The following is a 12215-nucleotide window of genomic DNA, read 5'->3' on the forward strand; positions in this document are numbered from 1 at the left end:
CTGCAGCCCCCGGGCGGGAGCCTCGCGCCCCCTGACGGACGGGGGATTCGCCTAGGCCGGTGTTTCGCCGGGGGCGCCCAGCGACCGAACGATTCACGATTCCCGGCAGCCGAGCCGCCCAGGGGCCGTCCGCCCCCGACCGCAGACCGTTGACCGCAGACCGAGGACCGAACTTCCCATGTACGAAACCATCGTGACCCACAACGACCTGGACGGCGTGGCCTCGGCCGCCCTGTGCTCCAAGGCTTACGGCGTGAACCGCATCTTTTTCGCGGGCCCGGTGCAGATCCAGCAGGCCCGGGCCACCGTGACCGCCCGGGACATCGTGTGCGACCTGCCGTACCCCGCGGAGTGCGCCCTGTGGTTCGACCACCACCAGGGCAACCTGGCCGACCTGGAGGAGCGCGGGTTGGATCCGGCCTCGATTCCGGGCCGGTTCGCCCCCGAGAAGTCCTGCGCCCGGGTCGTGTACCAGTACCTTCTGGACGAGGGGCGGAAGCTCCCCGACCATTTCGCCGAGCTCGTGGGCGCCGTGGACGTGGTGGACAGCTTCGACTACGCCTCGGTGGAGGAGTGGCGGGCCGAAACCCCGGCCCACGTGGTGGCCAACGCCATGAAGGGCGAGTTCCGGTCGCCCTCCCAGCGAAACCTGTTCTACCGGAACCTGGTCTACGCCCTGCGGGACCACGGGCTCGAGAAGGTGGCCCGGGCCAAGGCGGTGCGCCGGCGCTACGAGGCCTACCTGGCGGAAGAGGAGAACATGCTCCGGCTCCTGGAGCAGGATGCCCGGCCGCTCGACATAGAGCCGTCGATCGTCCTGGTGGATCTCACCCGCCACAACCGTAAGCCCTTCGTCTGGAAGAACTTGGCCCAGGTGCTCTACCCCGAGGCCCTGGCCGTGGTGTCGGTGGAGTGCGCGTTTCGCAACGGCCGCAAAACGAACGACCTGGGGTTTTCCATGTCGCTCACCATTCGCCAGAACCGGTCCGGGGAGCCCAAGGACGTGGGCGAGATCATGCGTGCCCTGAACATCGGCGACGGCCATCCCGGCGCCGGCGCCGGCCGGGTGAGCTGCCGCTCCAAGGACGAGATGCTTCGCACGAAGGACGAGGTCCTGGCCCGCATCGTGGAGCTCTGGCGGGCCCAGGGGAAAGGAGACGGAGGATGAGAAAGGAAATTGTGGGGCTCGCGGCGGCCGTCCTCCTGGCGGGGTGCCAGCAGGGAGTTTCGGAACAGCCTCCACCGCCGACCAAGGGGGCCTTCGCGGCCCTGGTGGAGGAGGTGCTCGCCCCCCACTGCGCCCGCCCGGGGTGCCACACGGGCGACCGCCCGGCCGGGGGGCTCCATCTGGGGGACGACCGCGCCTACGACGACCTCGTGAACGCCCCGGCCCACCGCCGGCCCGACCGAAAGCGCGTGGTGCCGGGCGACCCGGCCGCGAGCTACCTCCTGGACCGGATCACCGAGGGAGGCGACCGCCCCCTGATGCCCCTGGGCGCCGACCCCCTGTCCGACGCCGAGATCCGGCGTATCGAGGAGTGGATCCGCGAAGGCGCCCCCCGGTAAAGCCCCGTGGGGTCCGCCGGGCTGGACGGGCTCACCCGATCGGCTCCAGCCGGAGACCGGCCGCGGGGGCGATGAGGTCGAAATGGCGGTCGAGGGTGGCCATGCGCACTCCGGCTGCGACGGCCGACACCGCCAGATAGCAGTCGGCCAGGCCCACGGTGGTCCCCTCGCGCCGGAGGCGGTTCGCGAGCAGGCCGGCTTGGGCCCATAGGGTCGGGCTTTCGGGGAGGAACGGGAACACGCGGGAGAACTCTTCGAGTACCCGCTGTTCCCGCCGGGACCGAGCCCCCTGGAGAAGTTCTCCCAGCACCAATCCGACGCAGACAACTCGGTCTTCTTGGATCCACCGATCCACGGCGGCGCGACACGGTTCCCGCCCGCGGAAGAACTCGATCCACACCGAGGTGTCGACCAGGATCCTACCGGAGGCCGGTTCTGTCGTCTTCATGACGCAGTTCGTCCGCTGTCAGGTCGAAGTCGAGTTGACCGGCCATGTCCCGTATTCGGTCTCTCCTGCGCCGCCGGATCTCCTCCTTGATCGCTTGCAGCACCGCGTCCGTCTTGGACCGGGCGTTCACCAGGGAAACCAGTTCGTCCACGAGTTCCTGGGGGACGGTGATGGTTGTCCGTCTCATGAGAATATCTCCAGACCGTGTGTGGTCGGATTGCACAAGCTATCCTAAGAGAATTCTGTATCTTGTCAACCGATGGCGGGCAAGTTTTGCGGGTCGCCATCTGGACCACGGCCGTGAAGGGCGGGGAAAAGGGGTGAAAATGGCCCCAATCCACTCTCTGTTGTCCCGGGCGTAGGGGGGCAGTCTGGTGGAGGCTCAGTCCTTGTCCACCCGCGTGAACTTCGCCCCCTCGAGGGTCAGATTGTACATGAGGCCCTTCTGGCCGAACACGAAGGCCACGATGGGTTTCTTCAGGGTGGTCGTGTCGATCGTCCCCCCGGCCCCGATGTTCACGAGGGCCACGGACCCGTCCACCCCCACCTCCCATCCCTCGGAGCGCCGGAACCCGTCGAGGGCCTCCTGGGTGAGGAAGAGCAGGATCACGGTCTTCACCTGGGCCCCGAGCTGGAACCCGATGGAGGCGGCGGCCGTGCTGTAGTACGCGACGGTCTTCCCCCCTACCCGCAGCGCGCCCTCCCCGTACTCCCCGCCGACGCCGAACCCCGCCTTGATCACCTTTGGAAAGACGAGAACTCCTTTTGCCGAGGCGAGTAAGGCGGCGGCCCCCACCACCTCCTTCTGGAACCGCTCCAGGGCCACGTCCACCCCCACGTCGATCTCCCGGGCCGTGGCGGCTTGGGCAGCGGGTGTCAGGCAAAGGAAAAGGAAGGCGGCAAACCACCAGAACAACCTCGGGGATCTCGAAGGCATACCGGTCTCTCCTGCCAGAGTGAGGTGAGGTAATGGCGAGGGCATTGCGCGTTGAACGATCTTATCAACGCGGCGCCGATAGAGGCGCGCAAGGAAGTCGCCAGGGCATGGGGCCTGCTTCCGGCCGCGCGTCAGTGCGGCAACCGGCCGCTGCAGGAGCCACGCCCGGCGCTCCGGCAGGCCCCATGCCCCGGAGCGTGCCTGTTTAGCCGCCGGAGCAATAACGTCCGGGATCACAGACGGCGGGCGCCCGGCAGGCGGGCCATCCTGCGGTCGAGCGTCAGGGTCAGGAGGTCCGCCGCCCGGTAGTCGTCGGCGATGAGGCGGTCCACCAACCCACAGCCCCCGGTTTCCTTGAGGGCGTCGAGCACGCCCCGGCCGTTGAGCGGGGCCACGAGGCCGCTTTGGAGCACGCTCAGGAGGCCCTGCCGGGCCTCGGCCTTGGTCACGCCGTAGTGGTGCTGGACCGCCATGTACGCCTCCGCGATCACCATGTTGGAAGCAAACACCTCGGCGCCTTCCCCCTCGATCTTTTGGGTCAGGGCTTCCACGCAGGCCCGGAACTCGTCCTCAGGATCGCCGGTGAGGAGGCGTACGAGAATCGAGGTGTCAATCCCGAAGCGACGGGTCATGGCGTTCTCTTCGAAACGTTTCCAGGTCGAAGGTTCCCTTGCCTTTGCGTAACTTGTCCCGCAACGGCGCGAGCCGGGACTCGTCGACGCGCCGTGGGAGGAGGAGGTATCCCTCCTCGCACTCCCGGAGCTCGATCCGATCCCCGGGCCGGACCCCCAATGCCTCGAGCACGTGGGCCGGGAACGTGACCTGCCGTTTCGTGGTGACCTTCAGCAGCATGGCGACCTCCTTACGTTCGAGCATAGTTAGGTAAGGAGGGGGAGTCAATCGGGACTCCGGGCCCGCCGGTTGCCCCCCTTGGCGCGGGCAGGAAGTGTCCGGTACCCTGCCCGCATGGTGGCGAAGACACGGCTCACATTTTGGTTGGGGGGGCTCGTGGCCGCCGCGGCCATCGCGGCCTGCGCCGGGGCGCGGCCGGCGGGGGGCGGCGCGCTCACCCGGGCCGAGGAGCGAAAGCTCGGGGAACGGGTGGTGGCCCAGGTGCGCCGGGAGTTCCGGGTGCTGGACGACCCCTACCTCGACGGGTACCTCCGCGACGTCGGAACCCGGGTGGCCCGGGCCATGGGAGCCGACACCTTCGACCTTCGGTTCCACGTGGTGGCCGACCCGCGGATCAACGCGTTCGCGGTGCCGGGGGGCCACGTGTTCGTCACGAGCCAGACCATCCTTTCGTGCGCCGACGAGGCGGAGCTCGCGGGCGTGATCGCCCACGAGATCGGCCACGTGGAGGGCCGGCACATCGCCCACCGCATGGAGAAGGCCGCCAAAGTGAACCTGGGGGCGATGGCGGCGGTGCTGGCGGGGGCGTTCCTGGGGAACCCCAAGGCCGGGGCGGCCATCGCCACCTTCGGGGTGGCCGGCGCCCAGGCCAAGATGCTCCAGTACAGCCGGGAGGACGAGGAGGACGCCGACCGGCGGGCCGCCCGGGCCCTGGTGGCGGCCGGGTACGACCCCTGGGGGCTCGTGCGGTTCATGGAGACGATCCGGCGCAGCTCGCCCACCCCCGAGGGCGTGCCGGCCTACCTCTTCACCCACCCCCTGCCGGAAAACCGGTCCGTGTATCTCGCGGATTTGATCCCTCCCGGCACCGAGCTCCCGCCGCCCGACCCGGACCGCCTGTGGCGGGCCCAGGCCCGGGTGCTCGTGGAGGACCCGAGGCCCTGGGGGGAGGACCTGTTCCGCCAGCGGACCCGGGAGGCCCCCGGCCGGCCGGCCTCGTGGCTCGGCCTCGCGCTCCTGTTGCGGGAGCGGGGCCTCTACGAGGAGGCCCTGGATGCCCTGGGGAAGGCCGAGGCCCTGGCCCCGGGCGATCCGGAGATCCTCCACGAGCGGGCGGCCACCTGGCTCCGGCAAGGCCGGACCGATGAGGCGGTTTCGCTGCTCGAGCGTCTGCGGTCCGAGGGCCGGGCCACGGCGCCGGCCCTGCGCGACCTGGGATGGGCCTATCTCGAGGCGGAGCGGGGCGAGGACGCGCTCGCCGTGTACGACGAGCTCGCGCGGCTCGACCCCGGATGGGAGGAGCTTCCGTACTACCGGGGCATGGCGCTGGGGAAGGCCGGGAAGCTCGGGGAGGGCCACGCCCTGCTGGGGGACTACTACCGGGAGAAGGGCCGGCCCGACCTGGCCGCCCGCCACTACCGCCAGGCCCTCGAGCACCTTCCCCCCGGCGAGCGAAGGGCCGAGGTGGAGGAAGCCCTGCGGAGCCTCCGGGATCGGCGGCCCGGCCAGGAGTGAGGCGGCAGGGGCACGCACCACGGAGGGCACGGAGGACACGGAGAGGGTTGAAACGGGGCCAGGGAGCCCCCCGCCGCCAAGCCGCCCCGCTGTCCAGCCGCCCGGCCTGTTTACTGCCTCCCGATCCCGAAGTAGGTGAACCCGAGTTTTTTCATGTTCGCCGGCTCGTAGAGGTTTCGGCCGTCGAAGATGGCCGGGCGCTTCAAGAGCGCCTTCATCCGGTCGAAATCGGGCCGGCGGAACACCCCCCACTCGGTGCAGATGGCCAGGCAGTCGGCCCCCTCCAGGGCCTCGTAGTTGTTCGTGCAGTAGGTGAGCCCGTCCCCCTCGCCCAGGATCCTCCGGGCGTTCCCCTCGGCCACCGGGTCGTAGGCCCGGATCCGGCACCCGGCCTCCCGCAACCGGCCGATCACGGTGAGGCTCGGGGCCTCGCGCATGTCGTCGGTGTTGGGCTTGAACGCCAGCCCCCACACGGCCACGGTGGCCCCGGCCGGATCGATCCCCTCCGCGTCGAACCAGGAGAGGATCTTCTCCGCCAGCACGGACTTCTGGCGGTTGTTGAGGCTGTCCACCGCCTGGAGCACCTGGGCCTCGTATCCGGCCTGGCGGGCCGTCTGGATCAGGGCCTTCACGTCCTTGGGAAAGCACGAGCCGCCGTAGCCCACCCCGGGAAACAGGAACTGGTACCCGATGCGGGAGTCGGCCCCCATCCCGAGCCGCACGGCCCCCACGTCGGCCCCCACCCGCTCGCAGATGTTGGCGATCTCGTTGATGAACGAGATCTTGGTGGCCAGCATGGCGTTCGAGGCGTATTTGGTCATCTCGGCCGACCGGATGTCCATGACGATGATCGGGTGGTTCGTGCGGGTGAAGGGCGCGTAGAGCTCCTTCAGGATCTCGGCCGTGCGCACGTTGTCGGTGCCCACGATGATCCGGTCGGGCTTGAGGCAGTCCTGGACCGCGTTCCCCTCCTTCAGGAACTCGGGGTTCGACACCACGTCGAACTCCAGGTCGTCGAGGCCCCGGGCCTCGAGTTCGGCCCGGATCGCGTCGCGCACCTTCTCGGCCGTGCCCACCGGCACCGTGGACTTGATGACCACGATCCGGTAGCCGTCCATGACCTGGCCGATGGAGCGGGCCACGGCGAGCACGTGCTGGAGGTCGGCCGAGCCGTCCTCCCCCTCGGGGGTTCCCACCGCGATGAAGAGAAGGAGGCTTCGCTCCACCCCCTCCTTGAGGTCGGTGGTGAACGTGAGCCGCCCCTCGTCCACGTTGCGCTCCAGGATCTCCTGGAGCCCCGGCTCGTAGATGGGGATCTCCTTGCGGCGGAGTTTCTCGATCTTGGCCTCGTCGATGTCCACGCACACCACGTCGTTGCCCATCTCGGCAAAGCAGGTGCCGGTGACGAGACCCACGTATCCGGTTCCGATGACACAAAGTTTCATGGGGTTTCCCTGCTGGAAGGCTAGAAAGCTGGAAAGGTAGAAAGCTGAAAGCTCCGGTAGGCCGCGGGGCAGCCTGTTCGCAAGAACAATAACGTTCCGCTGTCGGCCAGACGGAGAGCCGCCGCAGCCGGGACCGAGGGACCGAAGACCGCAGCCCGGCGACCGCGGACCGAAGTTCCGCGGAGGCCTGAACCCCGTCACCCTTCTTTCCAGAACTCGGGCCGCTCGGCCTGGGGTTCCCAACCCGGCTTCTGGGTGCCGCGGCGCATCTTCGCCACGAGCCCCAGGATCCGGTCGGCCACCCGGTCCTTAGGCATCCGGGGCACGCCGATCCGCTCCCCGGAGGCCGTGAAGATCACCACCTCGTTGGTGTCCACGTGGAACCCAGCCCCCGGGGCCGTGACGTCGTTCGCCACGATGGCGTCGAGCCGCTTCTCCTCGAGCTTCGCCTTCGCGCTCTCCTCGAGGGACGAGGTCTCGGCCGCAAACCCGATGAGGATCTGGTCCGGCCGCTTGCGCGCCCCGAGTTCCCGCAGGATGTCGGGGTTCGGTTCGAGTTCCAGGGACGGCGGGGCGCCCGAGCGCTTCTTGATCTTCTGGGACGCCGCGGCCGCGGGCCGCCAGTCGCACACGGCCGCCGCCATCAGGGTGACGGTGGCTTCCTCCGCCCGGGCGATCACGGCGTCGCGCATCTCCCTGGCCGTGGTCACCCGCACCACCTCGGCGTCCAGGGGATCGGGGAGCGAGGTGGGGCCCGTGACCAGGATCACCCGGGCCCCCCGGCGCACGGCCGCCCGGGCCAGGGCATAGCCCATCTTCCCCGAGGAGTGGTTCGAGATGAACCGCACCGGGTCCATGGGCTCGATGGTGGGGCCGGCGGTGACGAGCACGGTCTCGCCCCGGAGGTCCTTGGGGGTGAGCACCCCCTCCAGGGCCTCGACGATCCGGAGGGGATCGGCCATCTTGCCCTTGCCCTCGACACCGCAGGCCAGTTCCCCCTCCACCGGGCCCACGAAGGCGTAGCCGCGGTCCCGGAGCCGGCGCACGTTCTCCTGGACCGCGGGGTTCTCCCACATGACCACGTTCATCGCCGGCGCGAAGAGCACCGGCACCCGGGTGGCCATGATCATGGTGGAGAGGAAGTCGTCGGCCAGGCCGTTGGCCACCTTGCCCAGGATGTTCGCCGTGGCCGGGGCCACCACCAGGGCGTGGGCCCGGTCGGCCAGGGCCACGTGGCCGATCTCGGGACCCCGAAAGAGCTCGAACATCCGGTGGGTCACGGGGTTTCCGGAGATCGTCTGGAACGTGAGCGGGGTGACGAAGTTCATGGCGTTCTTCGTCATCACCACGTGCACGTTGGCGCCCCGCACCGTGAGCTCCCGGCACAGGTACACGCTCTTGTAGGCGGCGATGCCGCCGGTCACGCCCAGCAGGATCTCCTTGCCGCGGAGCATGGGTCAGTACACGAAGAAGGGGTTGGTGCGCATCTCGGTGGCCACGGTGGTGGCCGGGCCGTGGCCCGGGTACACCACGGTGTCGGGCGGCAGGGTGAAGATCTTCTCCCGCACCGAGCGGATCAGGGTGTCGTAGTCCCCGCCCTGGAGGTCGGTACGGCCGATGGAACCGGCGAACAGGAGATCGCCCACGAACACCTTCTTGTCGATCAGGAGGCTCACGGAACCCGGGCTGTGCCCGGGGGTGTGGAGAACCCGGAGCCCGAGCGTGCCGAAGGGGATGATTTGCCCCTCCTCCAGGAGCACGTCGGGCTCGGGTGCGGCCTCGACCCGCATGCCAAAGAGAAGCCCCTGGCTCGTGAGGCCCCGGAGCAGCGGGATCTCCGCCGGGTGCACGCACACGGGCGCCCCGGTGGCCCGCTTCATGCTCGCCAGGCCCTCCACGTGGTCGAAATGGCCGTGGGTGGCCACGATCGCCACGGGCTTGAGCCCCCGGGCCTGGAGCGCCTTGAGGATCACCGGGGTGTCGCCGCCGGGGTCGATGACCACGGCCTCGCCGGTGGCCTCGTCGCCCAGGATGTAGCAGTTGGCCTGGATCGGCCCGACAACCAATTGTTCCAGAATCATCGTCCCATCCTCGTCGTGAGGGAGGTTTGCTTCGGGGTCAGTTCCCCAGGATCCACGCCCGGCCGGCCGCCACGAGCTCGTCCAGGGCCTCGTCGGTCGGGGCTTCCGCGTAGAGCCGCACCACCGGCTCGGTGCCCGATTTCCGCACGAGGATCCAGGCATCGCCCTCGAGGAGCAGCTTGTGGCCGTCCACGGTGACGACCTCCCGGACCTTCCGCCCGGCGATTTCTCCCGGCGGGGACGCCACCTTGGCGCCGAAAGCGTCCTCCAGGGCCGGGGTAAGGTGCAAGTTCACCCGCCGGGTCCGGTACCGCCCCACCTCGGCGTAGAGTTCCTCCAACTGCCGGAGCAGGGGCTTCCCGCGCCGGGCCACCATCTCGGCCGCCAGCAGGCAGGCGAGGATCCCGTCCTTCTCGGGCACGTGGCCCCGGATCGAGAGCCCGGCCGACTCCTCGCCCCCCAGGGCCACCTCGCCCCGGCGGATCAGGTCGCCGATGAACTTGAACCCCACGGGGGTTTCGTACACGGGCCGGTCGAGCTTTCGGGCCACGGCGTCGAGGAGGTGGCTCGTGGCCACGCTGCGGGCCACCCCCCCCTCGAACCCCCGCTCGGTCACGAGGTAGTCGAACAGGAGCGCCAGAAAGTAGTTGGGCTCCACGAAGGCGCCCCCCCGGTCCACCACCCCGAACCGGTCGGCGTCGCCGTCGGTCCCGAGCCCCAACGCGACCGTGGGGTCCGAGGCCACGAGGTCCAGGAGTTCGGGGATGTTCTCGCGGCTCGGCTCGGGCGGGCGGCCCCCGAACAGGGGGTCGGGCCGGTCGTTCAGCACCGTGAGGTCGCAGCCGGCCTCCCGGAGAAGCTCGTCCAAATAGCCCCGGGCCGTGCCGTGGAGGAGGTCCGCCGCGAGCCGCAGCCCCGCCTTCCGGACGGCGTCGAGGTCCACGAGGTCCCGGATCCGATCGAGGTACGCGGGCCGGGGGTCGTGGGGCCGCACCAGGCCCTTCTCCTCGGCCTCCTCGAAGGGGATCCGCAGGTACGACCCCTCGGCCATGCGGCGGTTCGCCCGCTCCTCGATGTCGCGGGTGGTCTCGGGCAGCGCCGGGCCGCCCCAGGCCGGGCTGAACTTGACCCCGTTGTACTCGGGGGGGTTGTGGGAGGCCGTGAAGTTCACCGCGCCGTCCCGCTCGTTCCGGAGAATGTCGAAGGAAACCACCGGGGTGGGCACGTCCCGGGGGGGCAGGAACGACGGGATCCCGTTCCCGGCGAACACCTCGCAGGCCACCCGAGCGAACCGGTCGCCCAGGAACCGGGTGTCGTAGGCCACGAGCACCCCGCGCTCGTCGAGGCCGCCGGCCTTGAGGTGGTCGGCGATGGCCTGCACCACGATCCGCACGTTTTCGAAGGTGAAGGCGTCACACAGGACGGCGCGCCAGCCGGAGGTGCCGAACTTGACGACGGGTCTCTCCATGGGAACCTCGCGGGACGGATCGGGTCAGAACCGGGCGACGACCAGGTCCTCGACGGGCAACCGCTCGGGGTTCCCGTGGCGGTCGCCCTCCGGGTAGCCCACGGCCACCACGGCCATGAGTTCGAGGTGGGCCGGCACGCCGAGGATCTCCTCCACCCGCTCCCGCTGGTTCAGGATTTCGCCTAGCCAGCAGGCGCCCAGACCCAGGTTGTGGGCCTCGAGCAGCAGGTTCTGCAGGGCGGCGCCCACCCCCTGGATGTCCTTCTCCCGGTGGTAGGAGGTTTCGGTGTTCAGGAACACGGCCACCGCCAGGGGGGCCGCCCGGAGGATCCGGCCGTACTTCGTGCAGCCGGCCAGTTGCTCCCGAACGCCGGCGTCCTCGACCACCACGAAACGCCACGGCTGGTTGTTGAGGCCCGAGGGGGCCCACCGGGCGGCGTCGAGGAGCCTGTCGATGAGGTCGGCCGGAACCCGGTCGGGCCGGAACCGGCGCACGCTGCGTCGGGTGCGGATGGCTTCGGAGGTGTCCATGGTTCCTTCGGAGAACCCGGCGGATGCCTGCCGGAAACGGGGGACGGTTTGCGCGAAACGTCGCCGGCGCAGGGCCAGCGAACAGGGCGCGGAGTATACCAGCCGGGTTTCGGAAGGGTCAAGAAAGCCCCGGTTTTTGCGCAGATTTCCGCGGGATTGTGGCCCTCCGGCCCGGGCATCTGGTACGATCCGCCCGTCGGCCGGGCCGCCGCGGTCTCGGCGGGGAACGCCGTGTTCCTCGGTCCGGTTGGCCGCAGGCGTAGCCTGAGTCGGGACGCCGCGGTGCACGTCCGCGCGTCCCAACGTCCAAACGGAAAGGAGATCCTCCGTGAACGTACTCGTGACCGGTGCGGCCGGGTTCATCGGGGCCGCGGTGGCGGAGTTCCTGCTCGACCGGGGCGACCGGGTCGTGGGCTTCGACAACCTGAACGACTACTACGACGTTCGGCTCAAGGAGGCCCGGTTGGGCCGGCTCGAGGGCCGGGAAGGGTTCCGGTTCCTCCGGGGCGACGTGGCCGATCCCGCCGCGGTGGAGGCGGCGTTCGACGAGGGGCCCTTCGACGTGGTGTGCCACCTGGCGGCTCAGGCGGGGGTGCGCTACAGCCTCCAGAACCCCGTGGCCTACGGCGAGGCGAACCTGATGGGGTTCCTGCGGATCCTGGAGGCCTGCCGGCACCGGGGCACCGGGAACCTGGTGTACGCCTCGTCGTCGTCGGTGTACGGGGCCAACGAGAAGGTTCCCTTCAGCGAGACCGACCGGGTGGACCGGCCCGTGAGCCTCTACGCCGCCACCAAGGTGGCCAACGAGCTCATGGCCCACACGTACCACCACCTCTACGGCATCCCCATGACCGGGCTTCGGTTCTTCACGGTCTACGGACCCTGGGGCCGGCCCGACATGGCGCTGTTCACCTTCACCCGGAAGATCCTGGCCGGCGAGCCCATCGACGTCTACAACCACGGCGACATGGAGCGGGATTTCACCTACATCGACGACATCGTCCGGGGCGTGGTGGCCGCCATCGACACCCCGCTCCCGTTCGAGGTGGTGAACCTGGGGAACCACCGGCCGGTGCGCCTCGAGCGGTTCATCGAGGTGCTCGAGGAGGCCGTGGGCAAAACGGCCCGGAAGAACTACCTGCCCATGCAGCCGGGCGACGTGCCGCGCACCTACGCCGACGTGACCCGGGCCAAGGAACTCTGGGGTTGGGAGCCCACCACCCCCATCGAGGTGGGGATCCCGAGGTTCGTGGCGTGGTACCGGGAGTGGGACGCGGGGCTGCGCGGACGGTAGGACGGCAGGACGTGCGGACGTGCGGACGTGCGGACGGCAGACCGCGGACCGCGGACCGCGGACCGCAGACCGCCTTTC

General features: G+C 69.7%; 14 protein-coding genes. 4 read left to right on the forward strand and 10 right to left on the reverse strand.

Going from position 1 to position 12215, the window contains the following annotated elements; all coding sequences use genetic code 11:
• Window positions 1-178: 178 nt before the first annotated feature.
• Both ACYQ8L_RS00435 and ACYQ8L_RS00440 read left to right on the forward strand, forming a co-directional pair.
• Window positions 179-1168, forward strand: coding sequence for a hypothetical protein (locus ACYQ8L_RS00435; protein WP_459939774.1), 990 nt, complete (start codon window positions 179-181; stop codon window positions 1166-1168).
• Window positions 1165-1566, forward strand: a complete 402-nt coding sequence (locus ACYQ8L_RS00440) for a c-type cytochrome domain-containing protein (RefSeq protein WP_459939775.1) — start codon at window positions 1165-1167, stop codon at window positions 1564-1566. The genes ACYQ8L_RS00435 and ACYQ8L_RS00440 overlap by 4 nt, the downstream gene beginning before the upstream one ends.
• 31 nt (window positions 1567-1597) lie before the next feature.
• On the opposite strand, the gene vapC is transcribed toward ACYQ8L_RS00440, so the two are convergent.
• The 5 genes from vapC to ACYQ8L_RS00465 form a co-directional block, all read right to left on the reverse strand.
• Window positions 1598-2014: a type II toxin-antitoxin system VapC family toxin gene (vapC, locus tag ACYQ8L_RS00445; RefSeq protein WP_459939776.1), complete on the reverse strand. Its 417-nt coding sequence runs from the start codon at window positions 2012-2014 to the stop codon at window positions 1598-1600.
• A complete protein-coding gene (locus ACYQ8L_RS00450; protein WP_459939777.1) occupies window positions 1986-2201 on the reverse strand; it encodes a DUF2191 domain-containing protein in 216 nt (71 codons plus the stop codon). The genes vapC and ACYQ8L_RS00450 overlap by 29 nt, the downstream gene beginning before the upstream one ends.
• 195 nt (window positions 2202-2396) lie before the next feature.
• A complete protein-coding gene (locus tag ACYQ8L_RS00455; RefSeq protein ID WP_459939778.1) occupies window positions 2397-2951 on the reverse strand; it encodes a BPSL1445 family SYLF domain-containing lipoprotein in 555 nt (184 codons plus the stop codon).
• Between the two features lie 233 nt (window positions 2952-3184).
• Window positions 3185-3583: a PIN domain-containing protein gene (locus ACYQ8L_RS00460; RefSeq protein ID WP_459939779.1), complete on the reverse strand. Its 399-nt coding sequence runs from the start codon at window positions 3581-3583 to the stop codon at window positions 3185-3187.
• Entirely contained in the window at window positions 3561-3803 is a 243-nt protein-coding gene (locus ACYQ8L_RS00465; protein WP_459939780.1) for an AbrB/MazE/SpoVT family DNA-binding domain-containing protein, read from the reverse strand. Before ACYQ8L_RS00465 ends, ACYQ8L_RS00460 begins: the two co-directional genes overlap by 23 nt.
• 114 nt (window positions 3804-3917) lie before the next feature.
• On the opposite strand from ACYQ8L_RS00465, the gene ACYQ8L_RS00470 reads away from it, so the two are divergent.
• A complete protein-coding gene (locus ACYQ8L_RS00470) occupies window positions 3918-5318 on the forward strand; it encodes a M48 family metalloprotease (RefSeq protein ID WP_459939781.1) in 1401 nt (466 codons plus the stop codon).
• Between the two features lie 110 nt (window positions 5319-5428).
• On the opposite strand, the gene ACYQ8L_RS00475 is transcribed toward ACYQ8L_RS00470, so the two are convergent.
• From ACYQ8L_RS00475 to ACYQ8L_RS00495, 5 genes are all read right to left on the reverse strand, one after another.
• Entirely contained in the window at window positions 5429-6763 is a 1335-nt protein-coding gene (locus ACYQ8L_RS00475; RefSeq protein WP_459939782.1) for a UDP-glucose dehydrogenase family protein, read from the reverse strand.
• Window positions 6764-6960: 197 nt separating this feature from the next.
• Complete coding sequence (gene coaBC / locus ACYQ8L_RS00480) at window positions 6961-8217, reverse strand: bifunctional phosphopantothenoylcysteine decarboxylase/phosphopantothenate--cysteine ligase CoaBC (protein WP_459939783.1); 1257 nt, start codon at window positions 8215-8217, stop codon at window positions 6961-6963.
• 3 nt (window positions 8218-8220) lie between these two features.
• The gene (locus tag ACYQ8L_RS00485; protein WP_459939784.1) at window positions 8221-8844 is read right to left on the reverse strand and encodes an MBL fold metallo-hydrolase; all 624 of its coding nucleotides are present in this window, start codon (window positions 8842-8844) and stop codon (window positions 8221-8223) included.
• Between the two features lie 37 nt (window positions 8845-8881).
• Window positions 8882-10312 carry a phosphoglucomutase/phosphomannomutase family protein gene (locus tag ACYQ8L_RS00490; RefSeq protein WP_459939785.1) on the reverse strand — a complete coding sequence of 477 codons (1431 nt, stop codon included), beginning with the start codon at window positions 10310-10312 and terminating at the stop codon, window positions 8882-8884.
• Between the two features lie 24 nt (window positions 10313-10336).
• The gene (locus ACYQ8L_RS00495; protein ID WP_459939786.1) at window positions 10337-10843 is read right to left on the reverse strand and encodes a nitroreductase family protein; all 507 of its coding nucleotides are present in this window, start codon (window positions 10841-10843) and stop codon (window positions 10337-10339) included.
• Between the two features lie 328 nt (window positions 10844-11171).
• On the opposite strand from ACYQ8L_RS00495, the gene ACYQ8L_RS00500 reads away from it, so the two are divergent.
• The gene (locus tag ACYQ8L_RS00500) at window positions 11172-12137 is read left to right on the forward strand and encodes an NAD-dependent epimerase (RefSeq protein WP_459939787.1); all 966 of its coding nucleotides are present in this window, start codon (window positions 11172-11174) and stop codon (window positions 12135-12137) included.
• Window positions 12138-12215 lie beyond the last annotated feature (78 nt).

This window comes from Deferrisoma palaeochoriense, assembly GCF_054656955.1.

Excerpts from the sequence above, each read along its gene's own strand:
- ACYQ8L_RS00435 (WP_459939774.1), top strand. The coding sequence starts at position 179 with ATGTACGAAACCATCGTGACCCACAACGACCTGGACGGCGTGGCCTCG.
- ACYQ8L_RS00440 (WP_459939775.1), top strand. The coding sequence starts at position 1,165 with ATGAGAAAGGAAATTGTGGGGCTCGCGGCGGCCGTCCTCCTGGCGGGG.
- vapC (WP_459939776.1), bottom strand. The coding sequence starts at position 2,014 with ATGAAGACGACAGAACCGGCCTCCGGTAGGATCCTGGTCGACACCTCG.
- ACYQ8L_RS00450 (WP_459939777.1), bottom strand. The coding sequence starts at position 2,201 with ATGAGACGGACAACCATCACCGTCCCCCAGGAACTCGTGGACGAACTG.
- ACYQ8L_RS00455 (WP_459939778.1), bottom strand. The coding sequence starts at position 2,951 with ATGCCTTCGAGATCCCCGAGGTTGTTCTGGTGGTTTGCCGCCTTCCTT.
- ACYQ8L_RS00460 (WP_459939779.1), bottom strand. The coding sequence starts at position 3,583 with ATGACCCGTCGCTTCGGGATTGACACCTCGATTCTCGTACGCCTCCTC.
- ACYQ8L_RS00465 (WP_459939780.1), bottom strand. The coding sequence starts at position 3,803 with ATGCTGCTGAAGGTCACCACGAAACGGCAGGTCACGTTCCCGGCCCAC.
- ACYQ8L_RS00470 (WP_459939781.1), top strand. The coding sequence starts at position 3,918 with ATGGTGGCGAAGACACGGCTCACATTTTGGTTGGGGGGGCTCGTGGCC.
- ACYQ8L_RS00475 (WP_459939782.1), bottom strand. The coding sequence starts at position 6,763 with ATGAAACTTTGTGTCATCGGAACCGGATACGTGGGTCTCGTCACCGGC.
- coaBC (WP_459939783.1), bottom strand. The coding sequence starts at position 8,217 with ATGCTCCGCGGCAAGGAGATCCTGCTGGGCGTGACCGGCGGCATCGCC.
- ACYQ8L_RS00485 (WP_459939784.1), bottom strand. The coding sequence starts at position 8,844 with ATGATTCTGGAACAATTGGTTGTCGGGCCGATCCAGGCCAACTGCTAC.
- ACYQ8L_RS00490 (WP_459939785.1), bottom strand. The coding sequence starts at position 10,312 with ATGGAGAGACCCGTCGTCAAGTTCGGCACCTCCGGCTGGCGCGCCGTC.
- ACYQ8L_RS00495 (WP_459939786.1), bottom strand. The coding sequence starts at position 10,843 with ATGGACACCTCCGAAGCCATCCGCACCCGACGCAGCGTGCGCCGGTTC.